At 71.9% G+C, this 16,848-nt stretch carries 15 protein-coding genes; 10 read left to right on the plus strand and 5 right to left on the minus strand.

Annotation, left to right across the window (positions count from 1 at the left end):
• Positions 1-67 precede the first annotated feature (67 nt).
• Entirely contained in the window at positions 68-1,546 is a 1,479-nt protein-coding gene (locus tag AC5L38_RS06990; protein ID WP_495241913.1) for a glutamate synthase subunit beta, read from the plus strand.
• 118 nt (positions 1,547-1,664) lie between these two features.
• On the opposite strand, the gene AC5L38_RS06995 is transcribed toward AC5L38_RS06990, so the two are convergent.
• From AC5L38_RS06995 to AC5L38_RS07005, 3 genes are read right to left on the minus strand one after another with little or no spacing between them, the layout of a single operon-like run.
• Entirely contained in the window at positions 1,665-2,336 is a 672-nt protein-coding gene (locus AC5L38_RS06995; RefSeq protein WP_495241914.1) for a hypothetical protein, read from the minus strand.
• Positions 2,336-3,286: a hypothetical protein gene (locus tag AC5L38_RS07000; protein WP_495241915.1), complete on the minus strand. Its 951-nt coding sequence runs from the start codon at positions 3,284-3,286 to the stop codon at positions 2,336-2,338. Before AC5L38_RS07000 ends, AC5L38_RS06995 begins: the two co-directional genes overlap by 1 nt.
• The gene (locus AC5L38_RS07005) at positions 3,277-3,594 is read right to left on the minus strand and encodes a hypothetical protein (protein WP_495241916.1); all 318 of its coding nucleotides are present in this window, start codon (positions 3,592-3,594) and stop codon (positions 3,277-3,279) included. The genes AC5L38_RS07000 and AC5L38_RS07005 overlap by 10 nt, the downstream gene beginning before the upstream one ends.
• Positions 3,595-3,749: 155 nt before the next feature.
• Between AC5L38_RS07005 and AC5L38_RS07010 the strand changes: the two genes are divergently transcribed.
• From AC5L38_RS07010 to AC5L38_RS07045, 8 genes are all read left to right on the plus strand, one after another.
• On the plus strand, positions 3,750-4,139 hold the full coding sequence (locus AC5L38_RS07010; RefSeq protein ID WP_495241917.1) for a YbaB/EbfC family nucleoid-associated protein: 390 nt from the start codon (positions 3,750-3,752) through the stop codon (positions 4,137-4,139).
• Positions 4,140-4,154: 15 nt separating this feature from the next.
• Entirely contained in the window at positions 4,155-4,532 is a 378-nt protein-coding gene (locus AC5L38_RS07015) for a YbaB/EbfC family nucleoid-associated protein (protein WP_495241918.1), read from the plus strand.
• A 447-nt stretch (positions 4,533-4,979) separates the two neighbouring features.
• The gene (locus AC5L38_RS07020; RefSeq protein ID WP_495241919.1) at positions 4,980-6,800 is read left to right on the plus strand and encodes a S8 family peptidase; all 1,821 of its coding nucleotides are present in this window, start codon (positions 4,980-4,982) and stop codon (positions 6,798-6,800) included.
• A gap of 302 nt (positions 6,801-7,102) precedes the next feature.
• Positions 7,103-8,533: a pyruvate kinase gene (pyk, locus tag AC5L38_RS07025; protein ID WP_436756841.1), complete on the plus strand. Its 1,431-nt coding sequence runs from the start codon at positions 7,103-7,105 to the stop codon at positions 8,531-8,533.
• Between the two features lie 193 nt (positions 8,534-8,726).
• Positions 8,727-9,125: an acyl carrier protein gene (locus AC5L38_RS07030; protein WP_495241920.1), complete on the plus strand. Its 399-nt coding sequence runs from the start codon at positions 8,727-8,729 to the stop codon at positions 9,123-9,125.
• Positions 9,122-13,870, plus strand: coding sequence for a non-ribosomal peptide synthetase (locus AC5L38_RS07035; protein ID WP_495241921.1), 4,749 nt, complete (start codon positions 9,122-9,124; stop codon positions 13,868-13,870). The genes AC5L38_RS07030 and AC5L38_RS07035 overlap by 4 nt, the downstream gene beginning before the upstream one ends.
• A 55-nt stretch (positions 13,871-13,925) precedes the next feature.
• Positions 13,926-14,711, plus strand: a complete 786-nt coding sequence (locus AC5L38_RS07040; protein WP_495241922.1) for a thioesterase II family protein — start codon at positions 13,926-13,928, stop codon at positions 14,709-14,711.
• A complete protein-coding gene (locus AC5L38_RS07045; protein WP_495241923.1) occupies positions 14,690-15,727 on the plus strand; it encodes an LLM class F420-dependent oxidoreductase in 1,038 nt (345 codons plus the stop codon). The genes AC5L38_RS07040 and AC5L38_RS07045 overlap by 22 nt, the downstream gene beginning before the upstream one ends.
• A 181-nt stretch (positions 15,728-15,908) precedes the next feature.
• Here AC5L38_RS07045 and AC5L38_RS07050 read toward each other — a convergent pair whose 3' ends face one another.
• Both AC5L38_RS07050 and AC5L38_RS07055 read right to left on the minus strand, forming a co-directional pair.
• A complete protein-coding gene (locus AC5L38_RS07050) occupies positions 15,909-16,085 on the minus strand; it encodes a hypothetical protein (RefSeq protein ID WP_495241924.1) in 177 nt (58 codons plus the stop codon).
• Positions 16,086-16,148: 63 nt separating this feature from the next.
• Complete coding sequence (locus tag AC5L38_RS07055; RefSeq protein WP_495242086.1) at positions 16,149-16,364, minus strand: hypothetical protein; 216 nt, start codon at positions 16,362-16,364, stop codon at positions 16,149-16,151.
• Between the two features lie 45 nt (positions 16,365-16,409).
• Between AC5L38_RS07055 and AC5L38_RS07060 the strand changes: the two genes are divergently transcribed.
• The gene (locus AC5L38_RS07060; RefSeq protein WP_495242080.1) at positions 16,410-16,799 is read left to right on the plus strand and encodes an NUDIX domain-containing protein; all 390 of its coding nucleotides are present in this window, start codon (positions 16,410-16,412) and stop codon (positions 16,797-16,799) included.
• Positions 16,800-16,848: the final 49 nt, after the last annotated feature.

A 16,848-nucleotide genomic window follows, 5' to 3' on the forward strand; every position in this document is an offset into this window, starting at 1 on the left:
ATGTTTCCTCGCTTCTCCCGGGTTCCCGGGCTTCTCACGGATTTCACGGATAAGGGAGGTACGACCGATGGCTGACCCCAAGGGTTTCCTCGCTCACGGACGCGAGCTGCCGGCGCGCCGCCCGGTGGACGTGCGCATCCGCGACTGGCGGGAGGTCTACGAGGACTTCCCCAAGCCCGCGCTGACCAAGCAGGCCGCACGGTGCATGGACTGCGGCATCCCGTTCTGTCACAACGGCTGCCCGCTGGGCAACCTGATCCCCGAGTGGAACGACCTGGTCTACCGGGACGACTGGCAGGAGGCCATCGAGCGCCTGCACGCCACCAACAACTTCCCGGAGTTCACCGGCCGCCTGTGCCCGGCTCCGTGCGAGGCGGCGTGCGTGCTCGGCATCAACTCCGACCCGGTCGCGATCAAGCGGGTCGAGGTCGAGATCATCGACCGCGCCTTCGACGAGGGCTGGGTCACCCCCCAGATCCCCGCGTCGAGGACCGGTAAGAAGGTCGCGGTCGTCGGCTCGGGGCCCGCGGGCCTGGCCGCCGCGCAGCAGCTCACCAGGGCCGGGCACGACGTGGTCGTGTTCGAGCGGGCCGACCGGATCGGCGGCCTGCTCCGCTACGGCATCCCCGAGTTCAAGATGGAGAAGCGGCACATCGACCGCCGTCTCGACCAGATGCGGGCCGAGGGCACCGAGTTCCGTACCGGCGTCAACGTCGGCGTGGACATCACGGCGGCGCAACTGCGCGAGGAGTTCGACGCGGTCGTCCTGGCCGGCGGCGCGACCCAGTGGCGGGACCTGCCCGTCGCCGGACGCGACCTCAAGGGCGTCTACCAGGCGATGGAGTTCCTGCCGCCCTCCAACAAGGTCCAGGAGGGCGACTTCCCGGTCTCGCCGATCAACGCCGAGGGCAAGCACGTCGTCGTGATCGGCGGCGGCGACACCGGCGCCGACTGCATCGGCACCGCGATCCGCCAGGGGGCCGCCTCGGTCACCCAGCTGGAGATCATGCCCCAGCCCCCGGCGGCCCGCCCCGGCAGCCAGCCGTGGCCCACGTTCCCCATCCTGTTCAAGATGGAGAGCGCCCACGAGGAGCTGGCCGACGGCGGCGGCGACCGGGTCTACGCGGTCTCCACCACCGAGTTCGTCGGCGACGCCGACGGCAACGTCCGGGCGCTGCGCCTGGTCGAGGTGGAGGGTCCCGGAGCCGGGTTCAAGCCGGTGCCCGGCTCCGAGCGGGAGATCCCGGCCGAGCTGGTCACGCTGTCGATGGGCTTCGTGGGACCGGAGAAGAAGGGCCTGCTGGAGGAGCTCGCCGAGGTCGCCGGAGGCGAGTTCTTCGACCCCAGGGGCAACGTCGCCAGGGACAAGGGCTACATGTCCTCGGTCGACGGCGTCTTCGTCGCCGGGGACATGGGCCGCGGCCAGTCGCTGATCGTGTGGGCGATCGCCGAGGGCCGCTCGGCCGCCTCGGCCGCCGACCGCTACCTCACGGGCCGGACGGCCCTGCCGGTGGCGATCCCGCCGACGGCGCGGCCACTGGTCTGAGCGTGCGAGGGGCCGGTCCGCCGGGCGGGCCGGTCCCTCGCGTGCTCTCGCGTGCTGGAGCGCATCGGTACTCCGGCATCCCACCCCGGCCGACCGGCGCCGGGCTCCTCCCGCCGGACTACCGCAACTCGTCGATCCGCTCCAGGGCGAACGAGCGGATCTCCTCCTCCTCGACGGTCGCCGCGTGCGCCAGGAGGTTCGTGTCCTGCGCGCCGGACAGGCGCGCGGCGGCCGCCGTGGCGAACAGCCGGGTCACCTGGTCGTCGCCCTCGAGCATGGCGACGATGCCACGCGGGTCGACCTCCTCGGTCTCCAGGCGGGCCAGCCACCCGGTCAGCTCCTTGAGCCGGCCGTCCGGCAGGCTCTCCGCGCCGGTCGCCAGCTGCTCGGGCGAGGCGTCGGCCAGGAACCCGAGGGCCTTCCACCGGACGGCGGAGTCGGGGTCCCGGGTCAGGGCCAGCGCCTGGGCGATGAGGGGCCCGTCGTGTTCGCCGCCGTTCGCGAGCACGACGTCGATCGCGAAGAACCGGACCTGGCGGAGGGGATGGGCGAGGAGCGCGGGGATCTCGCCCATCAGCGGAGCGGCGAGATCGCCCAGCTCCGACAGCAGCCAGGTGCCGGTCCGCACGGTCTTGTCGTCCCCGCCGTGGAGAAGCCTGCCGAGGTTCTCCACCGGATAGCCCGCGAAGAACTCGCTCAGCAGGTCGTTGGCCGCCGGGCCCACGACGTCGTCGTCGGCCGAACGCGTGCGGATGAGTTCCACAAGGTCGTCGCCCGCCTGCACCCGCATCACGCTCCCTTGCCTTTGAAGAGTTTGTCGTAGGCCGCCTGTTCCCGGCGGATTCTCTCCGCGTGCCCGGCCTCGTAGCCCAGCCGTTCCTCCTCGGCCCTTCGCCGCGCGAGGCTGGCCTCCAGATCCTTCTTGAGCTTTTCCTTCTCCGCGGCCGTCATGCCTCTCGTGCTCTGGGGGATGATGCCGCCGTGGAACTTGCCGCTTCCGTCCAGGCGGCCTACTCCCCGGCCTCCGCCCCGGCCCCCGCCCCGTCCTCGGCCTCCGCTGTCGGGTTTCTTGCGGCCGAACGCGACGGACGTGCCGCCGACGGGAGAGGGGGTGGACGGCTTCAGGGCCAGGGGCCGCATCGGGACCCCGCCGTGGGGGCCGGCCACCGCGAGGCGCGGGCCCATCGGGCCACGCGGCTTGAGATCGTCCAGGATGCCGCGCATCGGATCGGTGATTTTGCGCTGGAGCAACGGCGCCAGCACCTTGCCGGTGCCCTCGCTCCCCTCGCGCAGGATCTTCCCGACCGCCTGACGTCCCAGGAGGATCCGCGCGGTGGCGGCCGCCGCCCCGAGCACCCCGCCGGTCGCCAGCAGCCTGGCCACGTCGACCGTGGTGAACACCGCCTGCGTGGCCGCCGCGACCTTCACGCCGGACACCACCGAGGCGGTGCCCTCCAGCGCCGGGGGAATCCATCTCATCGCGGTGTTGGCCTGGGCGACGTGCCCGCTCTGGGCGCCGTTCCTCTCCCAGTAGGCGGCCAGGGCGGCGGCGGACCGGCCGTGGTGGACCTGCTGCGTGCCGCGGACCGCCGACTCGGATCCCGCGGACGCGAGGACCGTGGCGGCGTGGGCACGCCGTACGGTGCCGGCCTCCGCCCTGATCTGGTCCTCGTCGATGTTCGGCCAGGGGCCGAGCAGCGACATCATCCCGGCGGCGACCGGGGGGAGCATCACAGCCATTGCCGGCCGAGATTCTCCGCGCCTGCGGCGTTGGCCGTCTCGGCGTCACGGATGTTCCCCACCGTCTCGTGCAGACCGTCACCGACACCGTCGATGACCGCGTGGAGCCCTTCGAGCGCGGCCAGGGACGTCTCGCGGCATTCGGCGTAGGTGTTGGTGATCACGGAGAACAGGCCGCAGTCTCCCCAGGAGGACACGCCGTCACCGCGTGCGCGAAGGTCGGCGGGCGCCGCTCCGTACTCCTCACCATGGATCTTGATCCGCGCGGCGAACTGCTCCACCGCCCCAGAGACAATCTCAAGTCCCATCATGTCCGATTATCATATGGACATAGATCCGTTCCGCGCGCACACCTCGTGGACATGAGCCGCACATTTCGTCGCCAGGGCCGGGAGATGTGACGTTCAGACCATGTCACCCGTTGTTCATCCGAGTTCATCCGATCGCACCGCCGGAGGTCGACATGCCGTCACCGGCGCCCGAGGACGACACCGAGTACCTGGCCGGCTATCTCGCCAAAGGCCAGAGCGTCATGCGTGACCTCCTGGAGGCGCGTGCCGCGATCCGCCGGGTGGAGGGCCGGGCCCGGAGCGAGGACGGGCTGGTGGAGGCAGCCGCGGACGGCCAGGGCGGCCTGACCCGGCTGCGCATCGACCCCCGGGCGCTGCGGCTCGGGGAGGCGGCCCTCGGCCGGCAGGTCACGGAGGTGCTTCGCGCGGCGCAGGCGGACGCGGAGCGCAAGGCCCTGGAGATCGCCGAAAAGGTCTCGGGCAGCGCCGAGGCCATGCCAGAGCCGCTGGACGAGACCTTCGTCCGCGGGCGGGTGGAGCAGGCGGCCCGCGACCTTCTCTAGATCCGGAAGGCAAGTGTGTTCGAGCATCGGTACGACCCCGCCGACATCAAGGAGCGGGACCTCGACGAGGCCGGCCTGCAGGGTGAGCGGATGCTCGCCTGGCTGGAGACGGCCCAGGAGGAACTCGACCGGATCGTCGGGGCCGGCGAGGCGCCGTCGCGCCATGTCAAGGCGACGGTGGACGTGAACGGGCGGGTCCTTCAGATCGTCTACGGTCCCCGCGCGAAGCGCCTGCACAGTCACGAGCTGGCCGAGGAGACGCTGGCGGCGGTGCGCGAGGCGTGTGCGGACGCCCGGCGCCAGACCTATGACCTCATGCGCGAGGCGGTGCCGGGCTATGACCCGGAGGAGGCGAACGCCCGTCTCGAGGACATGCTGAGCGAATGGGGCTGACCGGTCGTCCCTGTGAGCTTCGTCCCCGTGAGCTTCGTTCCCCTGAGCTTCGTTCCCCTGGGCACAGCCGTGGCAGACGATCACGTCCTCATGCCCGATCGAGTGATCGTCGGCCTTGGACGGCCGCCGGCTGATATGTCATGGCCGTCTAGGTGTGTCATGGTTGATTCGTGCACATCCAGACTGGTTCCTGCATGTCAGGGCTGGTTCACGGGTGACATGGCCGACCCGGTCAGGCCGGGGCGGTCCGGTGGGAACGCGGCGGGTTCGAGCACGTCACGACCCTCCCGGGTGCGGCGCTGCCTGTCGTGTCCGGGAAACGTCTGGCGTGCCAGGTGTCTTAGCGGCGGCTTCAGGTAAAAATGCGCAGAGTGGGTGTTCAAATTGCTTTGTCGTACATATGCCTGAAAGATAATTCTTCTTGATCAGGCCAGGTGCGGAGGATCGATGAATCGCGGGATCAAAAGCCTGACGGGCACGGCGACGGTGCTCGCCCTGGCGGCGACCCTCACGGCGGGAGCCCTGGGCGGCGGGGCGACGACAGGTGCGGGCCAGACCCGCGAGTACCTGGTCTTCTACGCGGACGGAGCCCACGACCGGGCGGTCGACGCGATCGTCGCGAGCGGCGGTACCGCCCTGTCGACCGACACCAGGATCGGCTACGTCCTCGCCGACGGCCCCGGCCCCCGCTTCGTGGAGAGCCTGGCCGGAAGCGACGCCGTCGAGGGGGTCTCCTCCGACCGCAGGATCGGCTCCGCCGCCGCGATCGCCCCCGCGACCGCCTCCACGGTCAAGACATCCGCGGGCAGGACATCTGCGGGCAGGACATCCGCGCTCAAGACGTCCGCGGGCAGGACGCCCGGCGGCGAGACCGCCACCCAGGTCAGGACCCCGCTGGTCTTCCCCTCCGCCGACGCCCTCGGGCGGGCGGGCACCCCCAGCGCCCCCACGGCCTCCACGGGCACGCCCTCCACCGGCACGCCCGAGCCGCTGGCCGGACGGCAGTGGGACATGAAGATGATCGGCGCCACCGTGGAGGGCTCCTACGCCGCCGAGCCCGGTGACAAGCGGGTGCTGGTCGGCGTCATCGACACCGGCATCGACGGCAAGCACCCCGACATCGCCCCCAACTTCAACCGCGCCCTGAGCCGCAACTTCGTGACCGACCGGCCCAAGGACCCCAACGGCAAGACCCTCGACGGGCCCTGCGAGTTCAAGAGCTGCAAGGACCCGGTCGACTGGGACGACGACGGCCACGGCACCCACGTGGCCAGCACCATCGCCTCGCCGATCAACGGCGTGGGCATCGCCGGGGTCGCCCCCCAGGTGTCCCTGGTGAACCTGCGCGCCGGCCAGGACTCCGGCCTGTTCTTCCTCAAGCCCAGCATCGAGGCGCTCACCTACGCCGCCGACGCCGGGATCGACGTGGTCAACATGAGCTTCTACGTCGACCCCTGGCTGTTCAACTGCAAGGCCAACCCCGCCGACTCCAAGACCGAGCAGCTGGAGCAGCGCGGCATCATCACCGGCATGCAGCGCGCCCTCGACTACGCCCGCAAGCGCGGCGTCACGCTCATCAGCGCCATCGGCAACGGCGCCACCGACCTCGGCAGGCCCACCAAGGACGCGACCAGCCCCGACTACCCCAAGGACGCCGAGCGCACCCGCAAGGTCGACAACTCCTGCCTGAACGTCCCGGCCGAGTCCAAGGGCGTCATCTCGGTCACCTCGGTGGGCCAGAGCGGGCGCAAGGCCTACTACTCCGACTACGGCGTCGAGCAGGCCGACCTGGCGGCCCCCGGCGGGGACGAGTTCGACGGCGGCGGCACCTACGACCCCGCCAGGGGCATCCTGGCCGCCGCGCCGGAGAACGCGCTCAAGGCCAAGGGGCAGCTCTCCGCCGACGGCACGCCGAAGTCCGGGTCGATCGTCAGGGAGTGCGACGGCGGCACCTGCTCCTACTACCAGTACCTCGTCGGCACCTCCATGGCCGCTCCGCACGCCACCGGTGTCGCCGCCATCCTGATCAGCCGCTTCGGCAAGCCGGGCAAGGGCGGTCTCGCGATGCCCCCGGCGGACGTCCAGCGCCTGCTGTACTCCACCGCCACCGAGAAGTCCTGCCCCTCGCCGCGCGAGTACGCGTACAAGATCGATCTTGTGGTGGACGAGGTCCACAAGTGTGAGGGTTCCAAGACGCACAACGGCTTCTACGGCAACGGTGTCGTCAGCGCCGGGAACGCCGCCAAGGCCGCGTCCCTCAGTCCCTGACGGCCCTGCCCGTTCCTGAGGGACGTCGGCCCGGTGAGATTTGTGAGGTTGCTCTCCATGGCGGAGATCACCCTCGGACGGCCCCGCCGGTCCGGTCGTGGAGGAGAGCGTCCGCGACCGACCGGCCCGGGCCCGCTCCTCCCAAGGGGCCGGGCATCGTATGGCATATCCCCATATGGGGTGACATAAGGGGCGATTCGCAACCTCCCGTTCACCCGGGGTAGCTTTGTGTCACCGAATTTTTCATCGGCGCTATGACCAACGTCACGACCAAGTGGTCTGTACCAATTAGGGTGGGATCCGTGACTCGTCGCGCGAAAATCGTCTGCACTCTCGGCCCTGCCACCTCCTCTCCCGAACGCCTCCGCGAACTGATCGCGGCCGGGATGGACGTGGCCCGTTTCAACCTCAGCCACGGCAGCCACGAGCTGCACAAGGAGGTTTACGACAGGGTGAGGGAGGCCGCCGCCGAGCTAGGGCGTGGTGTGGGTCTGCTGGCCGACCTCCAGGGTCCCAAGATCCGGGTCGGCAAGTTCGGTGAGGGCCCCGTCCGCCTCGGCTTCGGTGACGTCTTCACGATCACCACTGAGGAGGTCCCCGGCGACCGTGACCAGGTCTCCACGTCCTACCTGGGCCTTCCCAAGGACGTCAACCCCGGTGACAACATCCTGGTCGACGACGGCCGCGTCCGGCTGGAGGTGACCCGGGTCGACGGCCAGCGGGTCACCACCCGCGTGATCATCGGCGGCATGATCTCCGACAACAAGGGCCTCAACCTTCCCGGCGTCAACGTCAGCGCCCCCGTCCTGACCGACAAGGACGAGACCGACCTGCGCTGGGCTCTGCGCACCGGCTTCGACCTGGTCGCCCTCTCCTTCGTCAGGCGTCCCTCCGACGCCGACGTGGTGCGCAACATCATGGAGCAGGAGGGCATCCGCCTCCCGCTGCTCGCCAAGATCGAGAAGCCGCAGGCCGTGGAGCGGCTCCCGGAGATCATCGAGGCCTTCGACGGCATCATGGTCGCCCGCGGCGACCTCGGGGTCGAGCTGCCGCTGGAGGAGGTGCCCATCGTGCAGAAGCGCGCCATCGAGCTCTGCCGCGAGAAGGCCCGCCCGGTCATCGTCGCCACCCAGATGCTGGAGTCGATGATCACTGCCCCGCGCCCCACCCGCGCCGAGGCCTCCGACGTCGCCTACGCCGTCATGGACGGCGCCGACGCGGTCATGCTCTCCGGCGAGACGTCGGTCGGCAACTACCCGATCGAGGTCGTCGAGACGATGAGCCGCATCGCCACGACCGCGGAGAAGAGCTCCCTGCAGGCCACGCACAGCCTCGACCGGCTGCCGGAGACCACCGGCGGCGCCATCGCCCGCGCCGCGGCCGAGGTCGGCGCCATCGTCGGCGCCAAGGCGCTGGTGGCGTTCACCATGTCCGGTGAGACGGCCCGCCGCCTGGCCCGCTACCGCTCGCCGATCCCGCTGCTTGCCTTCACCTCCGCCAGCCACGTCCGCAACCAGCTCGCGCTGACCTGGGGCGTGGAGACCTTCGAGGTGCCGTTCGTCCACCACACCGACGACATGGTCCGTCAGGTGGAGGCCTCGCTGCTCGCCAACTCCCGCCTGGAGAAGGGCGACAAGGTCGTCATCGTCGCCGGTTCGCCTCCCGGAACCGCGGGTTCCACCAACGCCCTGCGCGTGCACACCATCGGTGCGGCGGTCTCCAACCCCGGCTGATCCGCTCGATCGTGTACGGCCACCGCCACGGCGGTGGCCGTATGTGTTTCCGGTGCCTTTCGCATTGCTACCGATTCAAAAAAGCCGAAAAATACGCTCTTGTCGTGTCCGAATAGGTGTCAGAGGATCGGTGCATGGCGTGCCCGGACGGGGCTCGTCTCATAAACCGGACAAATCCAACGAAAGGCGCCGGATGATCCAGGGCAGTCGGCCGGTGGGAGCGGAACGGCAACGCGAGGAGGTCGAGGGGCGACCTCCTGGCCCACCGGGGCAGCGCGTGTCGGCCGCCGACACGGTCGCGGAGATGATCGAGGCCCGCCTGGGCCGGCCGGTCGACCCCGACGAGAACTTCTTCGAGGCCGGGCTCAACTCGATGGCACTGGTCGAGCTGCACGCGGACATCACGGGGGTGCTCGGCATCGACATCCCGGTCACCTCGATGTTCACCCGGCCGAACGTGCGGGCGCTCAGCCGCCTCGTCGAGGGCGCGCAGGAGCCCGTCAGGAGCGAGCCCGCGCGCCTGCGCCCCGTCGGGGGCAGCCGCAGGGACGTGCGCGCCCGCATCCGCCGGGACGGCGGGGCGCCTCGGTGACCGATACCGCGTCGATCGCCGTGATCGGCATGGGCCCGCGTGTCCCGCTCCCCCCTTCCGGTGCCGTCCCGGCGGAGATCGTCGAGGGCGCGCTGGAGAACGCCGGACACGACCTCACGCGCTCCCCGGGCGTGTCCGCCGAGTACGAGCCCGCCGAGGATGCCTGTTTGGCCCTCGCGCTCGGTGACCGCGACCTCGTGGTCACGGTCTCGGGACCGAGCCTCGACGCCCTCGCGGGACAGGGCACCACGATCGTGCTCAAGCGCCTGGACGACGCCCTCCTCGACGGTGACCTCGTGAGCGCCGTGATCGAGGCAGTGATCGAATTCCCGCCCGGCGCGCCTCCCGCCCGCGTCGTCTCCCCCAGGACCGTTCCCGCCCGCCCCCTCCCCGCCGGCACCGTTCCCACCCGCAGTGGGCGCGGTGGTCCGCGCGGAGGCGGCTCGGCCGCGCGCCTGCGGGAACCGCTGAGGCTGAGGAAGGGCTTCCCGCCGGTCCACCTGCCGGGGGACTCCCGGCCCCGCGTCGTCGCCTGGTCGGGACGTACGCCGGAGGAGGCCGACGCCGTACGGGAGAGCCTGGCGGGGTTCTTCGCCACCCTCGGCGCCGACCGGTTCGCCGACGCCGTGGCCGTCCTGCAGCTGGGCCGCCCCCAGCGTCCCGTACGGGGCGCGGTCGTGGCGGCCACCCCCGCCGAGGCGTCCGCGGCCCTCGCCGTGACTCCGGCCCCCTCACCCGAGGAAACGGAGCTCAGGTACGAGCCGCCTCTCAAGGACGCGGCCCGGGAGGTGAGGTTCGTCTTCCCCGCCGGAGGGGCCGGACGGCTGGGGGCCTCGCTGTACGGGGCCGAGCGGCTGTTCAGCGAGGCGATGGACGTCTGCCTGGAAGGTTTCGAACGGCACGGCGTCGATCTCCACGACGCCTGGCTCGCCGGGGAGCGTGACGACCACCCGGTGACGTTCGCGGTGACCTACTCCCTGGCGGCGACCCTGGCCGGCTGGGGCGTCACCCCTTCGGGTTGCGCGGGAGACGGTGTCGGCGAGCTCACCGCCGCCGCCTTCTCGGGAACGCTGGAACTGGACGAGGCGATCGCCCGCGTCGCCACCTCCGCCGCCGACGCCTCCGCCACGGTGTCTGAGCAGGTGCCCGAGCGGGCGGCAGGGCAGGTGCCCGAACCGGTGGCGGACGACGCGATGGCGGTGTCCGAGCCGGTGCCGGACGACCTGGCGGTGCCCGAACCGGTACCGGCCGACATCGTGGCGCCCGAGCCGCTGCCGGGGCATGAAACGTTCCACGAACCGGAGACTCCCCGCGAGGCGGGAACCGCCGGTGCGGGAGACACGCTGTTCCTTTTGATCGGGACGGCGCAGGCGCCCCCGGACGAGGGGACGATCGACTGCGGGGACGACCGCCGGGGCCTGCTCGCGGCGCTCGCCCGGCTGTGGACGCTCGGCTGCCCGGTGGACTGGGCCGCCCTCGACCCCGACCATCCCCTGCAGCGCCTGCCCGTCCCCGGAGGGCACCGCCCCGCCCCGGCGCCGCCCTCGCCGCGTCCCCCCGCACCGGCTCCCGTGTCGGCTTCCGCGTCGATTCCCGGGTCGGCTTCCGGTTCGGCTCCTGTGCCGGTTTCCGGGTCGGCTTCCGCGTCGCCGGTCCCGGAGGGCCTGCCCGAGCCCGCCGAGCCGCTCCGCAGGCCCGGGGCGGTCCCGTACTCGTTCTGGGTGCTGGAGCAGCTCGCCGGGTCGAGCGGGGTGTCCAACCTGGCGGTGGCGTTCAGGACCCGCGAGCCGCTGCGCAGGCTTCCGCTGCAGATCGCGGTGAACCGCCTGCTCAAGCGGCATCCGGCACTGCGCCTGCGGTTCCCCGTGGTGGACGGCGCGCCCGTGCGGCACCTCACCGCCCCGCAGGACGCGCAGATCAAGCTGACGAACGGGACGACCACCGAGGAGACGCTCGTCCCCGACCTCCAGGGGTTCCTGGACGAGCCCTTCGACCTGGGCCGAGACCTGCTCTTCCGGGCCGGGCACTTCGCGCTGCCCGACGGTGGCGGGAGCGTGGTCTGCCTGGTGGCCCACCACATCGTCATCGACGCCACCTCGATGCAGTTCCTCGTCGAGGAGCTGGGCGGCTTCTACGACGCGCAGACGAGCCAGGAGCCGCTCCCCGCCGCGCTCTCCGGCGTCGCGCCCATGCTGGAGCCGGGGGAGGCGTCCCGGGAGTCGCTGGACTACTGGCTCGAACGGCTCGGGGACGTCGACCCGGCCGCGATGGTGCTCCCCGGCAGCAGGCCGTCGCCCACCCGGCCCACCTTCGCCGGGCACACATGCTCCTGGGAGGTGGACGCGGACACGCGGCGGGCGCTCGACACGCTGCGGACCGGCCTGCGCACCACCGACAACATCGTGCTGGCCGCCGCGTTCATGCTCACCCTGCGCGCCCACGGCGCGGGTCCCGAGCTGGTGGCCGCGATGCCGGTCACCACCAGGACGGCCGCGATGCGCGGCCACGTCGGCTACGGCGTCAGCACCCTGCCGATGCGGGTGCGCGCCGACCCGGACGAGGGTTTCGCCGCCCTGGTCAGGCGGGTCGAGGACGTCTTCTTCGAGGGGGTCGAGCACGCGGACGCCTCGGTGGAGGCGGTGCTGGTCGAGCGCGGGCACGGCACCGGCGACTGGAGGGTGCCGCTGTTCCGGCACATGTTCAACTACCGGCCGTGGACCGACGACCAGGTCAGCATCCTGGGCTCCGTACCCGAGTACGTCGAGGACCTGTTCGACCGCAGCCGCCTGGACCTGCAGTGCATCGCGGTGCAGGAGCCCGGCAGGCTCACGCTCAGGGTCTGGCACAGCACGGAGGTCCACGACGAGGCCGAGATCGCCGCGTTCGTCGCGCGGATGACCGCGCTGCTGCGGCGGGCCGCCGAGGACGCGCACCGGCCGCAGCGGGAGCTGGACTCCCTCTCCACGGCCGACCGGGGGCTGCTCGACCGGCTCAACGACACCGCGCGGACCTGGGAGGGCCCGGCCACGCTGCTGGAGCGGATCGCCGGCCGTACCGGTGGCGGCACGGCGATCCGTGACGGCGACCGGGAGGTCACCCACGACGAGCTGCTCGCCTGGGCCGCCGCCGTCAGGGACACCCTCGTCTCGCACGGCACGGGCCCCGGCGACATCGTGGCGCTCGGGCTGAGCCGGTCGGCGGAGATGGTCGCCGCGGTGCTCGGCGTCTGGGCGGCCGGGGCCGCCTACCTGCCGCTGGACCCGCGCCAGCCCGAGCTGCGCCTGGCCTACCAGGTGGAGGACTGCGGGGCCCGCCTGGTCGTCGCCGAGTCCGAGGCTCCGTGGGCGGGGGAGGTCCCCGTGATCCCCATGCCGCAGGCCCCCCGGGCCGGTGGCGGCGCGTTGGATCCGGCCGGGGTCGCCGCGGCGGTCACCGGGGGGTCGATCGCCTACGTGATCTACACCTCGGGGTCCACCGGCAGGCCCAAGGGGGTGGCCGTCACCCACGGCAACCTGGCCAACCTCGTCCTCGACTTCGCCGACCGGCTCGGCGCGGGCGCGGGCGACGCGGTGCTGTGGTCCACCACGACCTCCTTCGACATCTCGGCCCTGGAGCTGATGCTCCCGCTCACCGTCGGCGGCACCCTGGTCGTCGCTTCCGACGACGACCAGCTCCAGCCGCGCAGGTTCCTGGAACTCATCGCGGCACGGGACGTGCGCGTCGTGCAGGCCACCCCGACGGCCTGGCGGCTCATCGCCCCCGAGGCGCGCGGCGAGCTGGCCGGGCGCATCGTGCTCTGCGGCGGGGAGCCCATGCCGGCCGCGCTCGCCACGGACCTGCTGGGCCTGGGCTGCCGGTTGTTCAACGTCTACGGGCCGACCGAGACGACCATCTGGTCCACCGCGGCCGAGATCCTCGGCCCCCCGGGCGACCCGGTGCCGATCGGGGTGCCGCTCGCCAACACCCGGATCTTCATCAGGGACGCCGACGGGCGCGAGGCCCCGCCGGGCGTACCCGGCGAGCTGTGCGTGGCGGGCGACGGGGTGAGCGCCGGGTACGTCAACCGGCCCGAGCTGACCGCCGAGCGGTTCGGTGAGCACCCCCGTCACGGGCGTTTCTACCGGACCGGGGACATGGCCAGGCTCAGGCACGACGCGGCCCTGGAACTGCTGGGCCGCGACGACCGCCAGATCAAGCTGCGCGGGCACCGCATCGAGCTGGGCGAGATCGAGGCGGTGCTGCACCACCACGACGCCGTCAAGGTCGCGGCCGTCATCGTCCACGACGACCGGCTGGTGGCGTTCGTGCAGCCCACGGACCTGCCCGACGGGGAGAGCGGCGCCGCGCTGCGCGAGGAGCTGTGGCGGTACGCGGGGACGCGGCTGCCGGACTACGCGGTCCCCTCGGGGATCGTGCTGGCCGACGAGTTCCCGACGACCGCCAACGGCAAGATCGACTATCGGGGGCTGACCGTACCCGAGGACGAGTCCTCGCCCGCCTCCCGCGCCCCGGCGAGCTCGGAACTCGCCGAGGGGGTGCTGCGGCTCTGGCGCGAGGCGTTGCGCCGCCCGGGGCTCGGCGAGCACGACAACTTCTTCCTGAACGGAGGCCACTCGGTGCTCGCCGTACGGCTGATCGCCCCGCTGGAGGAGCTCGCGGGCCGGGCGATCAACGTCCGCGCGGTCTTCGACCATCCCACCCCGGCCGAGCTGGCCGCGTTCATCCAGGAAGGGGCGGGCTCTTGACCTCCTCTCCGAGACCGGAGCCCACCCCCGACGTCCCCGCGCTGGAAGGACCCAGATGACCGCGCCGTGGTTCGTACCGGTGGGGGAGCGGCCGGGGGGCCGGATCCGCCTGTACACCTTCCCCAACGCGGGCAGCGGCCCCGCCTCGCTCACCGACCTGGCCGAGCGGTTCCCCGACGAGGTGGACGTGTGGGCGGTGAACCTCCCCGGCCGCCAGGCCAGGCTGGCCGAGCCGCCGGTCGAGGACCTCGACGCGCTCGTCGACGACCTGGCCCGCGACCTGCTGGCGACCGCCCGCGAGCCGTACGCGCTGTTCGGCTACTGCAGCGGCGCGCTGCTCGCCTACCTGGTCTGCCGCCGCCTGACCGAACTCGCCCCGGACGGGGCCGGACTTCCGGACGGCTCCGGGGGGCGGTGGCCGGAAAGACTGCTCGTGGGGTCCTTCGCCGCGCCGGACGTCACGCTCCTGCTGCGCAGGCTGCCGTCCCTGCCGTCGTGGCTGTTCTGGGACCAGCTGATCGAGCTGGGCGGCGTACCGGCGGAGGTGGCCGAGCGCGAGGTGCTTCGGCCGATCCTCGAACCGGCCCTGCGCGCCGACTTCGGGATGCTCGCCCGGTACCGGCACAGGCAGGGGCCGCCGCTGCCCGTGCCCATCACCGTCCTGTACGGCAGCCGCGACGGCTCCATGTCGCGCGGCGGGCTGCTCGGCTGGCGCAGGCAGAGCGTCGCACGGCCGTCGATGCGCGAGCTCGACGCATCGCACTGGCTGGCCGAGGAGACCCCCGACCTGCTCGCCACCGTCATCGCAGAGGAGATCGGATGCGTCTCGGTTACAGCATGAGCTACTGGGGCGGCGCCGGGCTCGGTCCCGCCGACCACCTCGCCCTGGTCCGCGAGGCCGAGAGGCTGGGCTACGAGTCGGTGTGGGCCGCCGAGACGTACGGCACCGACCCGGCGAGCCTGATGGCGTGGATCGCGGGCCGGACCGAGCGCATCGCGCTGGGCACCGGGGTGCTGCAGATGTCGGGCCGCAAGCCCGTGGTGGCGGCGATGACGGCCGCCACCATCGACCAGGTCTCCGGCGGACGGGCCCGGTTGGGCGTGGGCGTGTCGGGGCCGCAGGTGGTGGAGGGCTGGCACGGGGAGCGCTTCGACCGGCCGGTGGCCCGCGCCCGCGACTACCTGTCGGTGCTGCGGCTCGCCCTGGCCGGGCGCCCGGTGAGCTACTCGGGACAGACCATGACGCTGCCGCTCCCCGGCGGGCAGGGCAAGGAGCTGTCCCTGGGCGTCTCCCCGGTCCAGAAGCACCTTCCCGTCTATCTCGGCGCGATGGGCCCGGAGACGACCGCGCTCGCCGGGGAGCTGGCCGACGGCTGGCTCGCGATCCACTTCCCGCCCGAGCACCTGGCCGAGCGCACGGCCCACCTGCGCGCGGGCGCGGCACGGGCGGGCCGCAGCCTGGACGGCTTCGACGTCGCGCCGATGATCCTCACCCTCGTCGACGACGACGAGGAACTGGCCTACGACATGATGCGGCCCATGCTCGCCCTCTATCTGGGCGGCATGGGCTCGCGCCGTACCAACTTCTACAACCGCCTGGCCCGCTCCCTGGGCTTCGAGAAGGAGGCGGAGGCGATCCAGGAGGCGTTCCTGGGCGGGCGCCAGGGCGAGGCGATGTCGCTGCTGCCCGACGGCCTGGTCGACGCGATGACGATGTGCGGGCCGCCCGGCAAGCTCCGCGAACGCGTCGCCGCCTACCGCGAGGCGGGCGCGACCTCCCTGGTCGTCGGCCTGGTCACCCCGACCCTCAGGCTCCGGATGGAACAGCTGGAACTGGTGGCGGACCTGGTGAGCTGACCTGCCAAGACCCCGCCGCCGTCAACAGACCTGGGCGGCGGCGGGGATCCGGCGGACGAAGGCGCAGGCCGGTAAGAGGTCATGCGTCACGAGACCTGCCTGGCGGCTGGGGACACGCTCGGGGGCGGAGAGCCTTCATGTCGCGGAGGTAGGCCGGGCCACTCAGCGACAGGATGAGCACCTACAGATAGGTGTACGGCTGCGGCACCCGGTTGCCGGGATATCTCCTGACGATCGCGTAGCAGGCGGCCAGGACGCCCAGCAGGGCCAGGGGCCAGGCCTTGCTTTCACCGGGCGGTCGGGGGCCACGACGACCGCGGTCAGCAGTCCGTACAGCATTCAACAGACGGTGTTCCACCGCTGGAGGGTCCTTTCCCGGAACGGGGCGGTCACGGTGCCCAGGACGGGCATCGTTCGCCGATCACCGGCGCTCGGCCACCACGTCATGGCGTTCGACGTACTTCGGCGGCCTGGCCCTTGGGCATGTCGCTTCGGAGGCGAGATAGAGGTGGCGGGCGCGCCGGGGGCCTTTGGGATAGTGGTCCGCGTGGCTGAACTCGTCGAGCGCGTGGATGATCAGGATCGGGTCGTCGGGGTCGTGGAGCGGGGGCAGGCCGTTCGGCGGGGGTGGTTGCACCGGATCGCCACGACCGTCTGCAGGGACCCTCAGGGCCGCTTCCTGGTGTACCGGCGTCCAGGAGAGGCGCGGCGCTTCCCGGGACACTTCGATGTGATGTTCGGCGGGGCGGTGGAGGTGGGTGAGTCCTATCCTGCGGCGGCGGCCAGAGAGTTGACCGAGGAACTGGGCGTCAGCGTGCCCGTGCGACTCTTGTTCACGTTCCGGTGCCATGGCGCGATCAGCCCGTACTGGCTCGGGGTGCACGAAGCCGTGATCCCCGGCGAGGTCGCCCCCGATCCCGCGGAGATCGCCTGGCACGGCTGGCTGACAGGTGCCGAGCTGCGACGATCCGTTGAGAGGCGGCTGTTCGTCCCGGACGGTCAGGAAGCCTTCCGCCGGTATCTCGCCTTCGGGGGGTCCGGGTCGGCGGACGGCGCTCCCAGGGGGGCCTGAACCACGGTCTTGGCCCGCCCGTCACGCTCGGGACGACGCGCCGGTGTGC

The sequence above is a fragment of the Streptosporangium nanhuense genome (assembly GCF_059358815.1).